This window comes from Sphingopyxis sp. LC363 (genome assembly GCF_000756385.1).
Classification (GTDB): Bacteria; Pseudomonadota; Alphaproteobacteria; order Sphingomonadales; family Sphingomonadaceae; genus Sphingopyxis.
The window spans coordinates 45,670-66,632 of record NZ_JNFC01000001.1; the positions used below are offsets into that span (position 1 = coordinate 45,670).

15 protein-coding genes are annotated in these 20,963 nt (G+C 66.7%); 11 read left to right on the forward strand and 4 right to left on the reverse strand.

All coding sequences use genetic code 11. The features are described 5' to 3' along the window. Positions 1-10 precede the first annotated feature (10 nt). Complete coding sequence (gene purD, locus FG95_RS00245; protein ID WP_037553156.1) at positions 11-1,288, reverse strand: phosphoribosylamine--glycine ligase; 1,278 nt, start codon at positions 1,286-1,288, stop codon at positions 11-13. Here purD and xseA point away from each other — a divergent pair. The 4 genes from xseA (at position 1,287) to FG95_RS00265 (ending at position 7,301) form a co-directional block, all read left to right on the forward strand. After that, entirely contained in the window at positions 1,287-2,711 is a 1,425-nt protein-coding gene (gene xseA, locus FG95_RS00250; RefSeq protein WP_037553158.1) for an exodeoxyribonuclease VII large subunit, read from the forward strand. The two genes, purD and xseA, sit on opposite strands and share 2 nt — an antisense overlap. A 92-nt stretch (positions 2,712-2,803) precedes the next feature. Continuing rightward, positions 2,804-3,016, forward strand: coding sequence for a DUF2093 domain-containing protein (locus FG95_RS00255; protein ID WP_037553160.1), 213 nt, complete (start codon positions 2,804-2,806; stop codon positions 3,014-3,016). After that, positions 3,013-3,939, forward strand: coding sequence for a M23 family metallopeptidase (locus FG95_RS00260; protein WP_200880124.1), 927 nt, complete (start codon positions 3,013-3,015; stop codon positions 3,937-3,939). The genes FG95_RS00255 and FG95_RS00260 overlap by 4 nt, the downstream gene beginning before the upstream one ends. A 266-nt stretch (positions 3,940-4,205) precedes the next feature. Further along, positions 4,206-7,301, forward strand: coding sequence for a TonB-dependent receptor domain-containing protein (locus tag FG95_RS00265; RefSeq protein WP_037553162.1), 3,096 nt, complete (start codon positions 4,206-4,208; stop codon positions 7,299-7,301). A 291-nt stretch (positions 7,302-7,592) separates the two neighbouring features. On the opposite strand, the gene FG95_RS00270 is transcribed toward FG95_RS00265, so the two are convergent. Further along, positions 7,593-8,618, reverse strand: a complete 1,026-nt coding sequence (locus tag FG95_RS00270) for a hypothetical protein (protein WP_037553163.1) — start codon at positions 8,616-8,618, stop codon at positions 7,593-7,595. A 43-nt stretch (positions 8,619-8,661) separates the two neighbouring features. On the opposite strand from FG95_RS00270, the gene FG95_RS00275 reads away from it, so the two are divergent. The 4 genes from FG95_RS00275 to FG95_RS00290 all read left to right on the forward strand — a co-directional run bounded on the left by FG95_RS00275 (position 8,662) and on the right by FG95_RS00290 (position 10,993). Continuing rightward, positions 8,662-9,846, forward strand: a complete 1,185-nt coding sequence (locus FG95_RS00275) for an aspartyl/asparaginyl beta-hydroxylase domain-containing protein (protein WP_235211408.1) — start codon at positions 8,662-8,664, stop codon at positions 9,844-9,846. 107 nt (positions 9,847-9,953) lie between these two features. Then, positions 9,954-10,283, forward strand: a complete 330-nt coding sequence (locus FG95_RS00280) for a hypothetical protein (protein ID WP_037553165.1) — start codon at positions 9,954-9,956, stop codon at positions 10,281-10,283. 28 nt (positions 10,284-10,311) lie between these two features. Then, the gene (locus FG95_RS19705; protein WP_152567538.1) at positions 10,312-10,662 is read left to right on the forward strand and encodes a hypothetical protein; all 351 of its coding nucleotides are present in this window, start codon (positions 10,312-10,314) and stop codon (positions 10,660-10,662) included. Positions 10,663-10,681: 19 nt separating this feature from the next. Continuing rightward, entirely contained in the window at positions 10,682-10,993 is a 312-nt protein-coding gene (locus FG95_RS00290; RefSeq protein WP_037553166.1) for a hypothetical protein, read from the forward strand. A 32-nt stretch (positions 10,994-11,025) separates the two neighbouring features. Here FG95_RS00290 and clpB read toward each other — a convergent pair whose 3' ends face one another. Continuing rightward, positions 11,026-13,605: an ATP-dependent chaperone ClpB gene (clpB, locus tag FG95_RS00295; RefSeq protein ID WP_037553167.1), complete on the reverse strand. Its 2,580-nt coding sequence runs from the start codon at positions 13,603-13,605 to the stop codon at positions 11,026-11,028. A gap of 81 nt (positions 13,606-13,686) precedes the next feature. Next, positions 13,687-15,261 carry a leucyl aminopeptidase gene (locus FG95_RS00300; protein WP_037553169.1) on the reverse strand — a complete coding sequence of 525 codons (1,575 nt, stop codon included), beginning with the start codon at positions 15,259-15,261 and terminating at the stop codon, positions 13,687-13,689. Between the two features lie 150 nt (positions 15,262-15,411). Between FG95_RS00300 and FG95_RS00305 the strand changes: the two genes are divergently transcribed. From FG95_RS00305 to FG95_RS00315, 3 genes are all read left to right on the forward strand, one after another. Further along, a complete protein-coding gene (locus FG95_RS00305) occupies positions 15,412-17,568 on the forward strand; it encodes an acylase (protein ID WP_200880125.1) in 2,157 nt (718 codons plus the stop codon). 97 nt (positions 17,569-17,665) lie between these two features. Beyond that, positions 17,666-20,545, forward strand: coding sequence for a M16 family metallopeptidase (locus FG95_RS00310; protein ID WP_037553170.1), 2,880 nt, complete (start codon positions 17,666-17,668; stop codon positions 20,543-20,545). 26 nt (positions 20,546-20,571) lie between these two features. Continuing rightward, entirely contained in the window at positions 20,572-20,874 is a 303-nt protein-coding gene (locus tag FG95_RS00315; protein WP_037553171.1) for a hypothetical protein, read from the forward strand. The last annotated feature ends 89 nt before the right edge of the window (positions 20,875-20,963 follow it).

Consider the following 20,963-nt stretch of genomic DNA (forward strand, 5'->3'; position numbering starts at 1 on the left):
TCCACCATTGTCACCCGGCTTCGCGTGCAACCTCGCGCCAGCCGATATCGCGGCGGCAGAAACCGCTCGGGAAGTCGAGCTTGTCGACCGCGGCATAGGCGTGCGCCTGCGCTTCGGTGACGCTCTTGCCCGTCGCGGTCACGTTGAGCACGCGCCCGCCGGCGGCGACGATCACGCGATCCTCTCGCGCCGTTCCGGCGTGAAAGACGCGCACTCCGCCGGCCTCGGCGTCGGCGATGCCGCGGATCGCGCCGCCCTTTTCGGGCGTCCCCGGATAGCCCTTTGCCGCCATCACGACGGTCAGCGCATAGTCGTGCGAAAAGGCAGGGGTCTCGGCCGCGGCGATGGTCCCGGTCGCGGCGGCGTTGAGCAATGCGGCGAAATCGCCCTTGAAGCGCATCATCAGCACCTGGCATTCGGGGTCGCCGAAGCGGCAATTATATTCGATCAGCTTCGGGCCTTCGCCCGTGAGCATCAGCCCGGCGAACAATACGCCCACATAGGGTGTGCCCTCGGCGGCGAGCGTCGCGACCGTCGGGCGGATGATGCGGTCCATCACCTGCGCTTCGAGATCGGGTGTAAGGACGGGTGCGGGGCTGTAGGCGCCCATGCCGCCGGTGTTCGGTCCCATGTCGCCGTCGCCGACGCGCTTGTGATCCTGCGCGCTGCCGAAGGCGATGACGTCGGTGCCGTCGGAGAGCGCGAAGAAACTCGCCTCCTCGCCGGCCATAAATTCCTCGATCACCACCTCGGCGCCCGCGCTGCCGAAGGCGCCGTCGAACATATCCTCGATCGCCGCCTCGGCGCCTTCGCGGCTTTCGGCGATGATCACGCCCTTGCCCGCAGCGAGGCCGTCGGCCTTGATCACGACGGGGATGGCAAAGCCTTCGAGGACGGCGCGCGCCTCTTCGGCACTCGTGCAGCGGACATAGGCGGCGGTCGGGATCGACGCACGCGCGCAGAGATCCTTGGTGAAGCCCTTCGAGCCTTCGAGCCGTGCGGCGGCCGCCGACGGTCCGAACGCTGGGATGCCGATCTCGCCGAGGCGGTCGGCGAGGCCCGCGACGAGCGGCGCTTCGGGGCCGACGACGACGAAGTCGATCGCATGCGCCTTGACGAAGGCGATCAGTCCGTCGATGTCGTCGACCGAAATCGGCACGCATTCGGCGTAGAGTTCGATCCCCGGGTTGCCCGGTGCGGCATAGAGCTTGGCGCAGCTTGGCGATTGTGCCAACTGCCAGCTGAGCGCATGTTCGCGGCCCCCCGATCCGACCAGCAGGATATTCATGTCAGTCCCTTTTCCCGATACGGCGTCCGACGATGGCACCGAAGCGCGGCTGTTAGCCGAGGCGGCGCCGGGGGACAATGCGCCTGCCTTATCGGTCAGCCAATTGTCGGCGGCGATCAAGCGGACGGTCGAGGACGGCTTCGCGCGCGTGCGCGTGCGAGGTGAGTTGTCGGGGGCGAAGCGTGCGGCGTCGGGGCATTTCTATGCGGCGCTGAAGGACGACAATGCGCTGATCGACATGGTGATGTGGAAGGGGCAGGCGGGGCGGCTCGCCTTCCGGCCCGAGGACGGGATCGAGGTGATCGCGACCGGCAAGCTCACCACCTATCCGGGGCGCTCCAAATATCAGCTCGTCGTCGATACGCTCGAGGTCGCGGGCGAGGGCGCCTTGATGCTGCTCTTCGAAAAATTGAAGGCGCGGCTCGGCGCCGAAGGGCTGTTCGACCGCGAGCGCAAATATGACCGGCTGCCCTATCTGCCGCGCACGATCGGGGTCGTGACCTCGCCGACGGGGGCGGTGATCCGCGACATCCTGCATCGCCTCGCCGACCGCTGCCCGACGCATGTGATCGTCTGGCCGGTGCTGGTGCAGGGCGACGGCGCCGCGGCGCAGGTCGCGAGCGCGATTCGCGGCTTTGACGCCATCGCGCCGGGCGGACCGGTGCCGCGTCCCGATCTGGTCATCGTCGCGCGCGGCGGCGGGTCGATCGAGGATCTGTGGGCGTTCAACGAGGAAGTGGTCGTGCGCGCGATCGCCGACTGCCGCATCCCGACGATCAGCGCGGTGGGGCACGAGACCGACGTGACGCTCGCCGACTACGCCGCCGACGTGCGCGCGCCGACGCCGACCGCTGCTGCCGAGATGGCGGTGCCGGTGCGCGCCGAGCTTATGTCGCAGCTGGCGACGTGGAACGGCCGCGTCATCGGGGCGGCAAACCGGCATCAGCGGCTGGCGGGCGGGCGGCTGACCGCGCTCGCGCGTCACCTGCCGAAGCGCGAGGCGCTCTACGCGCCGCAGCGCCAGCGTCTCGACGATGCCGGCGAGCGGCTCGACCGCAGCCAGCGCCACCGGCTGACGATGATTTCGGAACGGCTCGCGGCGCGCGGCGCGGCGCTGCGGCCGGCGCTGCTCGCGCGGCGCTGGGACCGCGACCGGGCACAGCTCGACGGGCTGGGGCGACTGCTGACGTCGCTAGATCCGCGCGCGTTGCTCTCGCGCGGTTATGCGATGGTGCGCGACGGCGGCGGCGCGATCGTCACGTCGGCGGGCAAGGCGAAGGACGCCGGGCATCTGCGGCTGCAGTTCGCCGACGGCGAGGTGCCGGTGCATGTGTCGGGCAGCGATGCGCCGCCGCCCGCGCCCAAGCCACAGCGCAAGCCGCCGCTCGCCGAGCCGAAGCGCGGGCAGGGCGAGCTCTTCTGAAGCTCGCCCCAGGACCCCCGGGGGGGGGTGGCCGCATCGCGCGATGCTGTTATAACCGTACCCATGACCTGCCGCCTTATGGATAGAGAATCATGCTGATCGCGAGCCGCAACCGCCTTGCCCGCCTGCAATATGGGCCGAACGGCTTTCGCGTCCTCGCGCCCGGCGACCATGTGCTGTGCGCGGTGACCGGCGCGCCGATCGGGCTCGACGAGCTGCGCTATTGGTCGGTCGCGCGGCAGGAAGCCTATGCGAGCGCCGAACTGTCGGTGCAAGCCGCACTGGATACCGCGCGCAAGGCATGAGGTCGGCGGCGGATCGGCTTCAATGCGGCGGGGCGCTGGCGCTGGTCGCCGTGCTTGCCGGCTGCGTGCCGCCGGTCGATGCGGGACAGCAGCCCGCGCCGCGGCCGCCGGTTCAGCCCGATCCGGCGCCGCCGCCCACTCCCCCGCGCCCGCCGGTGCGCGCCGACTTCGCGCTGCAGGGCATCCCCGAACAGGGCGCGGTGATGGTCGGGCAGGTACCCGAGGGCACGCGCACGCTGACTTTCGACGGCGAGGCGATTCCGGTCGCGGCCGACGGGCGCTTCCTGATCGCCTTCGATCGCGACGCGGAGCCCGAGGCGCGGCTCGTCGCGACGCTCGCCGACGGGCGCGCGGTCGTGCGGCCGATCGCGGTCGCGCCGGGCCGCTGGCGACTCGAGCATATCAACGCGCCGTATCGCGGCAGCGCGCGGAGCGACGCCGATTTCGAGCGCCGCCGCCCCGCCGAACTCGCCCGGATCGCCGCGGCGCGGAGCAGTCAGGTCGAATCGGGCGGCTGGCGGCAGGCGTTCCGCTGGCCGGTGACGGGGCGGCTATCGGGCTTCTTCGGCTCGCAGCGCGTCTATCAGGGTAAGCCCGGCAGCTATCATAGCGGCACCGACGTCGCGGTTCCCGCGGGAACGCCCTTCGTCGCGCCCGCCGACGGGGTGGTCGTGCTGGCGGCGGACGCGCCCTTCACGCTCGAGGGCAATCTGCTCATCGTCGACCACGGCATGGGATTGTCGAGCGCCTTTCTCCATTGCCAGCGCCTCGACGTAAAGCCCGGCGACCGCGTCGTGCAGGGCCAGCGGCTCGGCACGGTAGGCCAAACCGGACGCGCGACGGGGCCGCATATGCACTGGGGACTCAAGTGGCGCGACGCGCGCCTCGATCCGGCCAAGCTCGCGGGCCCGATCGGCGGCTGAACCCTCGCCCCGTCGCGGGATTTCGTATCCGTTGAAACAAAATGTCGCGAATGGCGCGATGCAGCATATTGTATTTCGCGGCTTTCCGAGTTTGTTGCAAATACGTCACAATGCGCCGCGAAACGGCCCTTTGCGCCGGGAATTCCCTTTACTCCACATGAACGAAGTTTCATCCCGCACCCTATCGGGGCATCTGCGCGTCGGCTTTCTGTCGCCGCGCCGGGGGTCCGGGTAATTTCAATCCACCAGTAGCAAGGGACTGCACTGTGAAGAAAACCCACTATTCCAAGCTGAAGCTGGGTGCTGCGCCGCTCGTGATGAGCGTCGCCCTGGTTTCGGCTCCTGCCTATGCGCAGGACGCAGCCGTTGAGGGCGCGGCACCGGGCGAGGAAATCGTCGTCACCGGTACGCTGATCCGCAACCCCAACCTCGAACAGTCGACGCCGGTCAACGTCACGACCGCCGACACGATCGAGCTGAAGCAGTCGAACGTCGCCGAAGAAGTTCTGCGCGAACTGCCCGGCGTGGTCGCCAACATCGGTTCGGCGGTCAACAACGGCAACGGCGGCGCTTCGTACGTCGACCTTCGCGGCCTCGGCTCGACCCGCAACATCGTCCTCCTGAACGGCAACCGCGTCGCTCCGTCGGACGTCAACGGCCGCGTCGACCTCAACAATATCCCGCTCGCGCTGATCGAGCGCGTCGACGCGCTGACCGGCGCGGCGGTGACCACCTATGGCGCCGACGCCATCACCGGCGTCGTCAACTTCATCACCAGGCGCGATTTCGCCGGCCTTGAAGTCACCGCTTCGGAGCAGATCACCGAACAGGGCGACGGCAACATCTTCCGCGTCGACGCCACGATCGGCGCCAACTTCGACGACGGCCGCGGCAACGCGGTGCTGAGCGTCGGTTACCAGCAGGCCGATGCCGTCTATCAGGGCGCGCGTCCCTTCTCGGAAAACACGCTCGACAGCTATTCGAACACCTTCATCGGTTCGGGCACGAGCGTTCCGTCGCGCTTCTCGGGCACGCGTCCGCTCGGCCCCGACGGCCTGCCGATCACCGATCCCGATGTCGCCAACAATGGCGTGTTCCAGGTCGATCCGGCGACGGGCACGGCGGTTCCGACCTTCGCGACCTATAACTTCAACCCGTTCAACATCTTCCAGACGCCGTTCGAACGCTTCAACATCTATGGCCAGGCCAATTACGAGGTCTCGGACGCGATCGAAGTCTATACGCGCGGCATGTTCTCGAAGCAGACCGTGTCGACGATCATCGCGCCGTCGGGTTCGTTCGGCGGCACCGTGACGATCAACCTGAACAACCCGTTCCTGCCCGCCAACCTGCGCAACCAGTTCTGCGGCTTCAACACGACGCAGGCGGATGGTATCTACACGCCGCGCTTCACGCAGGCCGAGTGTGATGCTGCTGCTACGGCGGTGGACGCGGATGATCCGAACTATCGCGAAGTCACCGCCACGCTGAACCGCCGCACGCCCGAAGTCGGGCCGCGTGTCAGCGACTATCAGACGACCTTCTTCGATTATCGCGTCGGCGCCCGCGGCGGCATCACCGACACGATCGACTGGAGCGTCGAGGGCGCTTACGGCGAATCGGAAAACATCCAGACGATTCAGGGCTACACGCTGCAGTCGCGCTGGCGCGAAGCTTCGCTGGTCAACCTGGTGGATGGCGTCCCGACCTGTGCAAGCGGCAACCCGGATTGCGTCCCCGTCGACCTGTTCGGCCCCGAAGGTTCGATCACGCCTGAAATGGCCGATTATCTTCAGGAAAACAGCACCTCGGTGAACCGCACCTCGCTGGCGCAGGTTCGTGCCATCGTTTCCGGCGATCTCGGTTTCTCGTCGCCCATGGCGGTGCAGCCGATCGGCTTCGCGCTTGGCGGCGAATATCGCAGCTACAAGGCACAGCAGCAGTCGGATCTCCTCGCGAAGACGGCGGGCGAACTCGGCGGTGCCGGCGGTGCGGCTCCGGACATCGACGGTGCCTATGACGTGTATGAGGCCTATGCCGAAATCGTCGCGCCGCTGATCGAGGACAAGCCCTTCTTCGAAAGCCTGACTCTCGAAGCCGGTGTCCGCTATTCGGATTACAGCATCCGCGGTGCGGGCGGCTACGACACCTGGACCTGGAAGGCCGGCGGCAGCTGGGAACCGGGCGCGGGCGTCAAGTTCCGCGGCAACTACAGCCGCGCGGTTCGCGCGCCGAACATCGGCGAACTGTTCACGCCGACCTCGACGGTGCTGACCAACCTCGGCATCGACCCCTGCGCGGGCAGTGCGCCGACGAACAACGCCAACCTGGCGGCCATCTGTATCGCGCAGGGCGCGCCGGCAGGGACGATCGGTATCATCACCAATCCGACCGCGGCTCAGGCGAACATCACCGCTGGTGGTAACCTGAACCTGCAGCCTGAAAAGGCCGATACCTGGACGCTCGGCGTGGTGTTCCAGCCGGACTTCCTGCCGCGTTTCAACCTGTCGCTTGATTATTACAACATCAAGATCAACGACGTGTTGGGCACGCCGCTTCCGGATGACATCATCAGTGCCTGCTTCGACAACATCACGGCGGCGAGCGCGAGCGACCCGGCCTGTACGTCGATCCGCCGCAACCCGATCACCGGCGGTCTCGACGGCGATCCGGCGACCACCCCGGGCCTGTTCGGTCTGACCAACAACCTCGGCCGCCTGTACACGGATGGTTTCGACCTTCTGATGAACTACAACACCGATGTTGGTTTCGCGAACCTCGCCTGGTCGTTCGTCGGCAACTGGACGCGTCATTCGAAGTTCAACGCCAACGTTGCCAGCCCGGATTCGCTGAACCGCGAATGCGTCGGCTACTACAGCGTGAACTGCTCGTTCACGGGCTCGATCCAGCCGGAGTTCCAGTTCTCGAACCGCTTCACGCTGGGCTTCGACACCGTCGACCTCTCGCTGCTGTGGCGCTGGCAGGACTCCGTGTCGTTCGAACCGGCGCAGCTCGCGGCTGACCGTGCGGCGGCCGATGCGGCGAACCGTGACGGCGACGGCGTTCTGCTCCCGATCGACGATCAGGGCTGCCCCGACTTCGATGGTGCCGATCCGGGCGCCTGCGTCGTCGATCCGCAGTTCCGCAAGATCAAGGCGCAGCACTATTTCGACCTGACGGCACGTTTCAATGTCAGCGAGAATCTGGTGTTCACCGCGACCGTGCAGAACCTGCTCGACAACAAGCCGCCGATCGTCGGCAACTCGATCGGTTCGACCACCTACAACAGCGGCAACACCTTCCCGTCGACCTACGACGCGCTGGGCCGCCGTTACGCGGTGTCGGCGAAGCTGAAGTTCTAGTCGCTTCACGCTTCGACCAAGAATTGGGGGCGGACAGCAATGTCCGCCCCTTTTTCTATGGGGGTGGCGAGGTTGGCTTAAACGACCGTTATGGGGCGGGGAGCGGACGTCAAAATCCTCCCTGTCGCGAAGCGATGGGGAGGGGGACGCCGCCGCAGGCGGTGGTGGAGGGGCTGCGACGTAGCTTCATCAGCCCCTCCGTCAGCGCTTCGCGCTGCCACCTCCCCATGGCTTCGCCACAGGGAGGATCATCCGTCCGCTTCCGGCCGTAACCGGTCTTTCCGGAGGGTGTCAGCGCACCGGCAACGGCCCCGGCAGGATCAGCGGAATATTCGCCTGCTCCGCAACGGCCTCCGCCCAGCCGATGACTTGCGAGATTTCTTCGCCATAGGCGGCCTCGGCCTCGGCAAGGTCGCGCTGCCGTTCGCCTTCGGCGAAGGCGGCGCCCGATTTGCTGTTGCGCGCCAGTGCGGGATGATCGGCAACCATCGAACGATCGCCCGCGAGGTGCAGATGATCCATCGCCGCCGCGACCGCCGCGGCAGGATCGCGCGTCAACGTCTCGCTGTCGAGCGATGCGATCCGCTCGGGGGCCCAGTCGAGCAGCGCGGCGAAGGCCTGTTGTTGCGCGAGCCAGCCGACCGCCGCGATCTGCAGGTCCGACTGACGAAAATAATCGCGCGGTTCGAAACCGAGCCCGACGAAGCCGTCGGCGAGATAGGATTCGAGCAATTCACGGCACCACAGGCGGCACCACATGCCCTTGCGTGCGACCGACAGCAAAAAAACACGGAGCGGTGCGTAAAGCAGGATCGCGCGCGCCTGCGGCCGCAGCATCAGCGCCCCGCGCGCGAGCGGATTGAAGATGTTCGACGGTTTGACGATCACCGACTCGCCCGGCGCGAAGCCGCGCCCGAGCATCGTGAGCGCGCCGTCCATCACCCGGCCATGCTCGCGCGGCGCCGCGCCGCGACGGCGCCAGCCGACCATGTCGTTGAGCAGTACCGGTTCGGACAGGCTGGCTGCGACGCTCGGCTGATCGAGCGCGTGGGTCAGCATTGTCGAGGCGCAATAGGCCGAATGAAAGACGAAATGGAGCGGGGCCGATGCCGCCCCCATCGCGCCGAGGCAGTCGCTCCGGCGCAATATCGCCGGCGCCGTCTCTTCGCCCAGATGCGCGTCGGTGAGGAAGGGAACCGCGCTGCGCTTGTGGCGCGCGACCCGGCGAAAATGGAAGGTGTCGTGCCCCGGATCGTATCGATGCGCGAGCCATTCGGCGTCGTCGATAATGGCGGACACGGGGGGCGTTGCGGTCATCAATCGACCTTGCCGATTGGTCCCGCCGATGGCAAGCATGGGCATGACCAGCACACCTCCACCCGCCTCCGCAGTCGAGGCCAACCGGCTTGGCATCGCGGCCTTGCAGGCCGGCGACAATGAAGCCGCCGCGAACCATTTCGGCGCGGCGATCGCGGCCGATCCGCATTCGGGCGCCTTGCAGCGCAACCTCGCCTCGGCATGGCGCGCGCTCGGCGACGATGTCCGGGAGCTCGAGGCGCTCGATGCCGCGCTCGCGATCGATCGCCGCGACTTGATGGCGTGGATCCGCAAGGGCGAACGCCACGAGGCGCGCGGCGAAATGGGCTTGGCGCTCGCCGCGTGGAGCGCCGCGATCGCGCTCGGCGCGCAACTCGACCCCGTGCCGCCGCCGCTCGCCCCGCTGCTCGCGCATGGCCGGGATTTCGTCGCGGGGGCGACCGATACGATGTTTACCGCGGCGTCGGGCGCGTTCGATGACATGCGCCGCGACCTGTCGGAAACCGAAGCGCGGCGCGGCCAAGCTTTCATCGCGAGCGCGCTCGGCCGTCGCCGCATCTATCGGAACGAATGCGCAGGGGTTTATTATCCCTTCCTGCCCGCCGACGAGTTCTTCGACCGCGGCCATTTTTCCTGGCTTCCTGAAATCGAGGCACAGACCGCCGCGATCCGTGCGGAATTGCAGGCGCTGCTCGACGACCCGGGCGAGGCGCTTCGTCCCTATGTGCGGATGGAGGCGGGCTCGCCCGAAACCATCTGGTCGGGTCTCGACAACCGGCTCGACTGGGGCGCCTGTTTCCTGTGGGAATATGGCGAGCCGAACCAGCCGGTGCTCGACCGCTGCCCCGCGACCGCCGCCGCGCTCGCCGCCATACCGGGCGCGCGCATTCCGGGCCGCGCGCCCAGCGCCTTCTTCTCGATGCTGAAACCGCACACGCGCATTCCGCCGCATACCGGCGTCACCAACACGCGCGCGATCGTGCATTTGCCGCTGATCGTCCCGCCCGGTTGCGGCTTTCGCGTCGGGGGCGAAATACGCGAGTGGAAGGAAGGCACCGCCTTCGCCTTCGACGACACGATCGAGCATGAAGCATGGAACGACAGCGACGAACTGCGCGCGGTGCTGATCTTCGACGTCTGGAACCCGCATATGACCGCCGGCGAACGTGAGCTTCTGCTGCGCTATTTCGCGTCGGCCGATGCGTCGGGCTACGCCGTGCCGCGCTAGGCCCGGCACGGCCCGTCGCGCCGGAGATTCAGCTTTGCGAAAGCCGCGAGGGCACATAAGATGCAGAGCATGAGGCTGTGGGTTATGCCCGCGGCAGGAGGACTAGCATGAACCGGATTTTACCTGCTTTCATGGCCGCGACGCTGCTCGCTGCGCCGGCGTTCGCCACCGAGAGCGCGGCGCCCGCCGATCACGCGCCGCCGCCCAAGGCGCCGTCGGCGATGACCCCGACCGAGATCAAGGCGCATAATGAGGGACTGGCGCAGACCCACCCCTATTATATCAAATGCCGCAAGACGCTTGAGATCGGGTCGCTCGTGAAGAAGAATCGCGTTTGCTATACCAATGAAAAGTGGAAGGAAGTGACCGCGCAGGGCAACCAGAATGCGCGCGACACCGCCGAAGCGATGGTGGGCAAGGGCGTGAACTCGAACTGATCGGTCATCGGGGCGAAAAGGGGGGAAGATGCGGGCGCTGGCAATAAGCGTTGCGATCATCGCCGCCACACCGGCGGGCGCAGGTGATGGCACTTTGCGCCTCGCGCGCGCGCCGTCGGACATGTCGGGGGCAGAGATCGACGCCTATAACGAAGGGCGGATGGCGAGCGATCCCGACTATATCCGTTGCCGCCGGATCGAGCAGGTGGGTTCGCTCGTCAAGAAGCTGCGCGTCTGCAACACCAACGCCGAATGGAAGCGCATCGTCGACAAGGGCAATCAGGATGCGCGCGATTCGATGGAAACGCTCGCGCGCGGGTGGAGCGTTTCGCAGGAACCCCAGGATCAGTTGATGCGGGCGCCCGGCCGGCCGCAATGAACGGAAGGATATCTCTCCCATGCTGAATATCTTGACCGCACTCGCGCTCGCCGCCGCCCCGGCGACGACGGAGACCGAAAACCGCCGCGCGCTCGACAAGGCGCCGTCGGCGATGACCAATGCCGAGATCAAGGCGTTCAACGAAGGGCTGGCGATGACCCATCCCGACTATATCAAATGCCGCAGGATCGAGGAGAGCGGCTCGTGGGTCAAAAAAGCACGCGTGTGCCGCACCAACGAGCAGTGGAAGCAGGCATGGGCGCAGGGCAACCAGAATGCGCGCGACACCGCCGAGGCGATGACGCGCGCACCCGTCAATCACAGCAATTGATCCGCGCCGTTCCGGGAGCGGGCTGATCCGGCTCAGGCCGGGGTCAGCACCAGCGCCCCGTCGCCTTCGTCGACCATGATCGTCGACCCATCCTTGACCTCGCCCTTCAGGATCAGGTCGGCGAGCGGGTCCTGCAGATATTTCTGCACCGCGCGCTTCAAGGGCCGCGCGCCATAGACCGGATCATAACCGACGCGGCCGAGCCACGCGCGCGCGGCGTCGGTGAGGTCGAGCGTGACCTTGCGGTCGGCGAGCAATTTCTGGACGCGCGCGACCTGGATGTCGACGATGCCGCCCATATGCTGCTGGCCGAGGCGGTGGAAGAGCACGATCTCGTCGAGCCGGTTCAGGAACTCGGGCCTAAAATGCGCGCGCACGACCTCCATCACCGCGGGCTCGGCCTGTTCGATCGGCGCGTCGTCGGGAAGCGCGGCGATCGCCTGGCTGCCGAGGTTTGACGTGAGGATGATCAGCGTGTTGGTGAAGTCGACCGTGCGGCCCTGTCCGTCGGTCAGCCGCCCGTCGTCGAGCACCTGGAGCAGGATGTTGAACACGTCCGCATGCGCCTTTTCGACCTCGTCGAACAGCACGACCTGATAGGGACGGCGCCGCACCGCTTCGGTGAGCGTGCCGCCCTCTTCATAGCCGACATAGCCCGGCGGCGCCCCGACGAGCCGCGCGACGCTGTGCTTCTCCATGAACTCGGACATGTCGATGCGGACCATCGCATTGTCGTCGTCGAACAGGAAACGCGCGAGCGCCTTGGTAAGCTCGGTCTTGCCGACGCCCGTGGGGCCGAGGAAGAGGAACGAGCCCAAGGGCCGGTTCGGGTCCTGCAGCCCGGCGCGCGCGCGGCGCACCGCGGTCGAGACGGCGCGGACGGCTTCGTCCTGCCCGATCACGCGCTGACCCAGCGTGTCTTCCATGCCGAGCAGTTTCTCGCGCTCGCCCTCCATCATCCGGTCGACGGGAATGCCGGTCCATTTGCTCACGACGGCGGCGATGTCGTCGGCGGTGACTTCCTCGCGCAGCATCGCGTTGCCCGCGGCCGCCTGCGCTTCCTCAAGCCGCTTTTCGAGGCCGGGGATGGTGCCGTAGGAGAGCTCGCCCGCCTTGGCGAGGTCGCCCGCGCGCTGCGCCTGATCGAGCGCCGAGCGCGCGGCGTCGAGCTCTTCCTTGATCTTCGCCTCGGCGTGGATCTTGTCCTTTTCGGCCTGCCATTTCTGGGTGAGTTCGGCCGACTGCTGCTCGAGATTGGCGAGTTCGGCCTGCAAGCTTGCGAGCCGGTCCTTCGACGCGGCGTCGCTTTCTTTGCCGAGCGCGGCCTCCTCGATCTTCATCTGGATAATGCGGCGGTCGAGGCTCTCGATCGCTTCGGGCTTCGATTCGACCTCCATGCGGATGCGGCTCGCCGCCTCGTCCATCAGGTCGATCGCCTTGTCGGGCAAAAAGCGGTCGGAGATATAGCGGTTCGACAGCGTCGCCGCGGCAACGATCGCGCCGTCGGTGATCCGCACGCCGTGGTGCAGCTCATATTTCTCCTTGATCCCGCGCAGGATCGAGATCGAGTCCTCGACCGTCGGCTCGCCGACGAAGACCGGCTGGAAACGCCGCTGGAGCGCGGGATCCTTTTCGACATGCTTGCGATATTCGTCGAGCGTCGTCGCGCCGATGCAGTGGAGTTCGCCGCGTGCGAGCGCGGGCTTCAAGAGGTTCGACGCGTCCATCGCGCCCTCGCCCTTGCCCGCGCCAACGAGCGTGTGCATCTCGTCGATGAACAGGATGATTTCGCCCTCGGCCGCCTTCACATCGTCGAGCACGCCCTTGAGGCGCTCCTCGAACTCGCCGCGATATTTGGCGCCCGCGATCAGTGCACCCATGTCGAGCGCGAGCAGACGGCGGTCCTTCAGGCTGTCGGGCACGTCGCCGTTGACGATGCGGAGTGCCAGCCCTTCGGCTATCGCGGTTTTGCCGACGCCGGGTTCGCCGATCAGTACCGGGTTGTTCTTGGTGCGGCGCGCGAGGATCTGCACCGTGCGGCGGATTTCCTCGTCGCGGCCGATGACGGGATCGAGCTTGCCCTCGCGCGCGACCTCGGTGAGGTCGCGGGCGAATTTTTGGAGCGCGTCGTAGCGGTCCTCGGCCGACGCCGTATCGGCGGTGCGGCCGCCGGTCAGCTTGGCGATCGCGGCGTTCAACGCTTCGGGCTTCACGCCGGCGTCGGCAAAGGCCTTGCCCACCGGCGTGCTCGGGGCGAGCACCATCGCGAGCAGGATGTTCTGGACGGCGACATATTCGCTGCCCGCCTTTGCCGCGACCTGTTCGGCTTGGTCGAGCAGGCGCACCGCGTCGTTGTCGAGCCCCGGTGTCGCCTGCGCGCCCGATCCCGACACGGCGGGGAGCTTGGCGAGCAGCGCGTCGATGCCGGCCACCGCGCGCGCGGTGTCGCCGCCGCTGTTGTCGATCAGCCCTGCGGCCATGCCCTGATTGTCTTCGAGCAAGGCCTTGGCGATATGCTCGGGCGCGATCCGCTGATGGTTCATGCGGATCGCGATCGTCTGCGCCGCTTGCAAAAAGCCCTTGGCGCGGTCGGTAAATTTTTCGAGGTTCATTCTGGATAAGCCCCTTTCTCGCCGGCCAAGATAGTGTTGCTATTGTGCAACACAAGGGGCATTGCGAGGTTCCGCAAGACTCTATTCGCTGTCTCGCGCGAGCTGGTCGAGCAGGCGCACGCCGAAGCCGGTCATTCCCTTGGGAACAAGCGGTGTTGCTTTGTCGGCCTGGTTGACGCCGGCGATGTCGAGATGCGCCCAAGGGGTCGCCTCGTCGACGAAGAATCCGATAGCGTGCGCGCCGAGGCTGGCGCCCGGTCCCTGCCCCGGCGCGATGTTACGGATGTCGGCGATGTCGGATTTGAGCTTCTCGGCGTAATTTTTGTGGAGCGGCATCCGCCACAGCTCCTCGCCGCTCGCGGCGCCGGCGGCGAGCAAGGCGTCGGCGAGCTTTTCGTCGCGCGCGAAGAGGCCGGCATATTGATCGTCGAGCGCGCCGACGATCGACCCGGTGAGCGTCGCGATATTGACGATCGCGCGCGGCTTGTAAGTCGCCGCGACATATTCATTGGCATCGGCAAGGACGAGACGGCCTTCGGCGTCGGCGTTGAGCATCTCGATCGTCTTGCCCGACATGGTGCGCGTGATGTCGCCGGGGCGCTGGGCATTGCCGTCGGGCATATTTTCGGCCAGCGCGGCGACCGCGACGACATGGACCGGCGCGCGTGACTTTGCGAGCGACAGCGCCGCACCGACGACCGAGGCGGCGCCCGACATGTCGCCCTTCATGTTCCACATGCCGTTTCCGGGCTTCAAGGAAATGCCGCCCGAATCGAAGGTGATGCCCTTGCCGACGAAAGCGATCGGCGCGTCGGATGTGCCCGCGCCGCGATAGCGCACCGCGAGCAGGCGCGACCCGCGCGGGCTGCCCTGTCCGACGCCGACGAGCGTTCCCATGCCGAGCTTGCGCATCGCCGCTTCGTCGAGCACCTCGATGCTGACGCCCGGCGCCCCGGCAAAGGCCTCGCGGACGCGCGCGACGAAGCTTTCGGGATAGATGATGTTCGCTGGCTCGTTCGCGAGGTCGCGCGACAGGCGCACGCCGTCGACAAGCGACTTCCAGCGGCGGGCGAAGGCGGTTTCGGCCTCGGCGGGGTCGGCGCCCACCAACGTCACCGCGCCCGTCGGCGGCGTGTTTTTGTCGACCGTCTTGTAGCGGTCGAAGCGATATTGGCCGAGCGCGAAGCCATAGGCGGCGTCTGCCGCGCTTATGTCGCCGAAAGCGCCCGCGATGGTCACCGGATGCGCTTCGCTCTTGAGTTCCTGTGCCGCCTTGCCGCCCGCTTCGGCCAGCGCGAGCGACGAGGGCGTAGCGCCCGCGCCGACGAGCAGGATGCGTGGGTGCGCGCCAATGCCGCGCAGCGACAGCGTCGATCCGGCCTTGCCGTCGAAGCCCGCCGCGGTAGCCGCTGCGGCGACGGCCTGACGCTCGGCCGCGGTCAGCGCGACGCCGTCGAGCGGCGGCAGCGTGGCGTCGGTCATTATGACGACGAGCGCGGCGCCCGCGGGTGCCGTCGCGGCAAAGCCGATCGCGCGCTCGGCGCTGTTCGCGGCGGTCGCCGGGACGACGCCCGACCCGATGACGCTCTGCGCCATCGCGGCGGGTGCGGGCGCCAGCGTAAGGCAGGCGGATAGGAGCAGGCTCTTGATGCGCATCGTTCGAAATTCCCCGTTGTTCAAAGACCTGTATCCTGCATAGCGGCGCTCGGCCCACCCGCAAATCCGCCTCGACGAACGACAGCCGCTTGCCATCGGACGACATGACGGCCACAGATGCGCCCGGACCGGCGACGAAGAGGACCCACGATGCTGCGACGGATTTTACTGGGCTTTCTGGCTCTGGTCGTCGTTGCCGCCGTATCGCTCGCTTTTTGGGAACCGCTGACTGCCGAAGCGCCGCCGGCCCCCGTCTTCAAGCCTGCCGACGTCCGCATCGCGCGCGACAATTTCGGCGTGCCGCATATCTTCGGAAAGACCGACGCCGACGTCGCCTATGGCGTTGCCTATGCCCATGCCGAGGATGATTTCTCGACGCTGCAGGAAGTGCTCGCGATGACGCGCGGGCGCGCCGGCGCGATGCTCGGCGAGGATGGGGCGAAGGTCGACTATGCCGCGGCACTGCTCGATATCCGCGCGACGACGCGGCGCGACTGGCCGCGTCTGCCCGAGGATGTGAAAAATCTGTTCACGGCCTATGCCGCGGGGCTCAACCATTATGCCGACAAGCATCCGGGCGAGGTGCGGTTGTCGGGACTGTTCCCGGTGACCGGCGAGGATGTCGTCGCGGGCTTCGTGCTGCGCTCGCCCTTTTTCTTCGGGCTCGATTCGGTGCTCGGTTCGCTCGTCGAAGGCACCGAGATCGGGCGCGAAGGCGGCCCCGCGCTCGACAAATCGGGCAAGCTCGTCCCGCGCGAGCTGACGCCGGTCGGCACCGACCCGGCCGATAACGGCTCCAATGCGATGGCGGTCGCGCCAGCGCGATCGACCGACGGCGCGACGCGGCTCGTCTCCAATTCGCACCAGCCGTGGACCGGCGGCGTCGCCTGGTACGAGCTGGTCGTCCATAGCGATGAGGGCTGGGATTTCGCCGGCGCCAACTTCCCGGGCTCGCCTTACCCCTTCCTCGGCCACAATAAATATCTCGGCTGGACCAACACGGTGAACCGGCCCGACCTGATCGACGTCTACAAGCTGGTGCTCGACGACAGCGGCGAAAATTACCGCTTTGACGGCGCGTGGCGCCCGCTTGCGGAGCAGCGCATCTGGCTGAAGGTCAAGTTCGGCCCGTTCGTGCTGCCGGTGCCGCGTACCATCTGGCAGTCGGTCCACGGGCCGGTGGTGAAGAATGAAAAGGGCGCCTTTGCGATCCGCTACGCCGGGATCGATCAGGCGAATATGGTCACCCAATATTATCGGCTCAACAAGGCGAAGAGTTTCGCCGAATGGCGCGCGGCGATGGCGGGGCAGGGCGTGCCCGCGACCAATTTCATCTATGCCGATGCAAAGGGCAATATCGGGCTTTTCTACAATGCCATGTTCCCCGACCGCCCGGCGGGGTTCAACTGGCGCGGGGTACTGCCCGGCGACACGTCGGCGGATCTGTGGACGAAGACGCTGCCGTTCGACCGCGTGCCCGCGCTCGTCAATCCGCGCTCGGGCTATGTGATGAACGCGAACAACACGCCGTGGGTCGCGGCGGGGCCGGGCGACGAACTCGACGCCGCGGCCTTTTCGCCGCTGCTCGGGATCGAGGACGATATGACCAATCGCGCGGTGCGGCTGATCGAGCTGTTCGAAGCGTCGGGGCAGATCGACGAGGCGCGGCTCAAGGCGATCAAATATGACACCGCCTATTCGCGGAGGGGCTATGCGAAAGCGTGGATGGACCGGCTGCTCGCACTCGACACCAAGGATGATCCGGCGCTCGCGCGGGCGCAGGAACTGCTGCGCGCATGGGACTGGACTCTCGACGGCCGGGGCAAGGGCGACGCGCTCGCGCTGATGGTGCTGCGTCCGGCGAACGGCCGCCATTACCAGCGCCGTGCGGCACCCGACCCGCGCACCGTGCTGAAGGAGACGGTCGCGCATCTGCAGGAACATTTCAACGGGCTCGATCCGAAGCTCGGCACCGTGCTGCGCCTCCGCCACGGCGAAGGCGCGAACCGCGTCGACCTGCCGCTCGACGGGGGCAACGACACGGTGCGCGCTTCGACCCTGTGGGACGAGGAGCCCGACGGGCGGCTGAAGGTGCGCCACGGCGACAGCTTCATCATGTTCGTGACGTGGGACCGGAACGGGCGCGTGCGCTCCGAATCGATCCAGCCGTTCGGCGCCGCGACGACGCGCCCCGACAGCCCGCATTACAATGATCAGGCGCCGCTGTTCGTGGCGCATAAATTGAAGCCCGTGCTGTTCGATCCGGCCGCGCTGAAGGCCAGCGGCGCGCGTTTCTATCGGCCTTGAAAGCCCGGAACCGCTGTCCTAAACCGTTGATACAGTGCCGTCCGGCACCCGATTTCGAGCAGGCGTTCGCCTGCGTGCCTTGATCTAGGGGATTTTCATGGCTCGTTTCCATCGTTTCGTCGTCGCCCTTGCCTTGTCGACCTCGCTCGTCGCCGCCGCTCCTGCGCTCGCCAAAGCCGCGGCGCCCGCGCCGACCGCCGACCTCGTCAAAGCGGTCGATATTCCCTACGAAGCCTTCACGCTCGACAATGGCCTGCGCGTCATCGTGCACGAGGATCGTAAGGCGCCGGTCGTCGCGGTGTCGGTGTGGTACCGCGTCGGGTCGAAGCACGAGCCCGCGGGCAAGACGGGCTTCGCCCATCTGTTCGAGCATCTGATGTTCAACGGCTCCGAAAACGCTCCCGACGATTTCTTCGAGCCGCTGCGCCAGGTCGGCGCGACCGATTTCAACGGCACCACCTTCCTCGACCGCACCAATTATTTCGAAACGGTGCCGACCGGCGCGCTCGATCTCGCGCTGTTCCTCGAAAGCGACCGCATGGGGCATCTGCTCGGCGCGGTGACGCAGGAAAAGCTCGATAACCAGCGCGGCGTCGTCCAGAATGAAAAAAGGCAGGGCGACAACAATCCCTATGGGCTGCTTCGCTACGAGATTTTCGAGAATCTCTTTCCCAAGGGGCACCCCTATCATCACAGCACGATCGGCTCGATGGCCGACCTCGACGCGGCGAGCCTCGACGACGTGAAGACATGGTTCACCGACAATTACGGCCCGAACAATGCGGTGCTCGTCCTTGCGGGCGACATCGACGTGCCGACCGCGAAGGCCAAGGTCGGCGAATGGTTCGGCGACATTCCGCGCGGTCCCGAGATCAATGCGCCCGCAACCTCGCTGCCGACGCTGCCCGCGCCGCTCGCGAAGGAGGTCAAGGACCTGATCCCGACGACGCGCATCTATCGTATGTGGACGATGCCGGGACTCAACGATGCCGAATCGGTGCCGCTGCAGATGGCGATGTCGGTGCTCGGCGGGCTGTCCTCGTCGCGGCTCGACAATGCGCTGGTGCGCAAGGACCCGATCGCGGTCAGCGTTTCGGCCGGCGCGTCGCCGTTCGAGGATGCGGGGATCGTGCTGGTCCAGGCCGACGTCAAGGCGGGCGTCGATCCCGCGCATGTCGCAAAAAGGCTCGACGAGGAAATCGCGGCCTTTCTCGCAAGCGGGCCGACCGCCGACGAATTGCAGCGTGCGACCGCCAGCTATCTCGGCGGGGCGATCTCGCAGCTCGAATCGGTCGGCGGTTTCGGCGGCAAGGCGGTGACGCTCGCCGAGGGTGCGCTCTATTCGAACGATCCCGCTTACTATAAAGTCGAGCTCGAGCGGCTTGCCAAGGCGACGCCCGAGCAGGTGCGCGACGCGGCGCGCAAATGGCTGTCGCGCCCCGCCTTTTCGCTGACCTATACGCCCGGCGAGCGCACCGAAGGCGGCGAGCATCGCGGCGGCGCGGTGGTCGCGGCGAAGGGTGCGCCGGCGGTCCAGCCCGACCGCTACTGGAACCCGGCGCTCGGCGACGTCGGCCCCGACAGCGGGATGGGCGCGGCGACCGCGATCGCCGACCGCTCGCAGTTTCCTGACGTGACGGGCCTCAAGGCGCTCGAATTTCCCGAGATCGAGCGCGCCAAGCTCAAGAACGGCATCGAGCTGGTGTTCGCGCGCCGCACGACGGTGCCGACGGTCAACGTCCAGGTGAGCTTCGATGCCGGCTATGCCGCCGACCCGCGCAGCGCGCTCGGCACCCAGTCGCTGATGCTCAGCCTGATGGACGAGGGCACGACCAGCCTCGATTCGATCGCCTTTGCCGAAGCGAAGGAGCGGCTCGGCGCGCAGACCTATGGCTATGCGGACGCCGACGAAACCGCGCTCGGGCTGTTCGCGCTCAAGCCGAATTTGCGCGCGTCGCTCGCGCTGCTCGCCGATTATGTGCGCAATCCGGCCTTCGATGCGAAGGAACTGGAGCGGGTGCGCGCGCAGCAGCTCAACCGGCTCAAGGCCGAACTCAACGAGCCGCGCGCGATCGCGCAGCGGGTGCTGATGCCCGCGCTCTACGGCGCCGAGCATCCCTATGGCATTCCGCCCTCGGGCCTCGGCAATGCCAAGGCGGTGACCGAAGCGACGCGCGATCAGCTCGCGGCTTTCCATTCGGCGTGGATCCGCCCCGACAATGCGCGCATCTTCGTCGTCGGCGACACGACGCTCGCCGAGGTGAAGAAGGAGCTCGACACGGCGTTCGGCGACTGGAAAGCGCCGGCAACGCCGAAGCCGACGAAGCATTTCGAGGTCGCGGTTCCGAAGCCGCAGCCGCGCATCCTGCTCGTCGACCGGCCCAAGGCGCCGCAGTCGGTGATCCTCGCGGGCAAGGTGCTCGACGCCAAGGGCGGCGACGGGCTGGAAGTGCTGCGCGCGGCGAACGACATCTTCGGCGGCAATTTCCTGTCGCGCTTCAACATGAATTTGCGCGAGACGAAGGGCTGGTCCTATGGCGTGCGCACAAGCGTGTCGGGCGAAAAGAACCGGGTCAGCTGGATCGCTTCGGCGCCGGTGCAGGCCGACCGTACCGGCGATTCGATCAAGGAGTTGCAAAGCGACCTCAAGGCCTTCCTCGGCGACAAGGGCGTGACCAAGGAGGAATTGCAGCGCACCGTGAACGGCAGCGTCCGCGAACTGCCGGGCAGTTTCGAAACCTCGAGCGACGTGCTCGGCGGGCTGCGCGCGATCGAGAAGTTCGATCGTCCCGACGATTATTATGAGAAGCTGCCCGCGACCTATGAGGCGATGACGCCCGAAGCATTGGATGCCGCGGCGCGCGGGGCGCTCAGCACCGACGATCTCGTCTATGTCGTCGTCGGCGATGCCGCCGTGGTGAAACCGCAGCTTGACGGATTGGGTCTGCCCGTGGAAACGGTGTCTCCCGCTAACTAACATCAGTTTCAGTAAGGAGAGCGCAGATGTCCCAAGTCGATGGCAGCTATGATTGCGTCACCAAGTCGCCGATGGGCGACCAGAAGTCGGTTTTCACCGTCGCCAGCAACGGCGACAGCTTCACCGGCCAGAACGCCGGCGCGATGGGGTCGCTCGATGTCGAAAATGGCAAGGTCGACGGCAACAAGCTGAGCTGGACCATGAACATGAAGGTGCCGATGCCGATGACGCTCGAATGCGAAGCGACGATCGACGGCGACGCGCTGACCGGCACGATCAAGGCCGGCGCGTTCGGTTCGATGGCGATGACGGGCACGCGTCAGGGCTGACCCGTCAGCATCCGGGAAATGTGAAGGGCCGTCCTATCGGGCGGCCCTTTTTGCTTTGCATAGCAATGCCCTTTCACCTTGGGGGTATC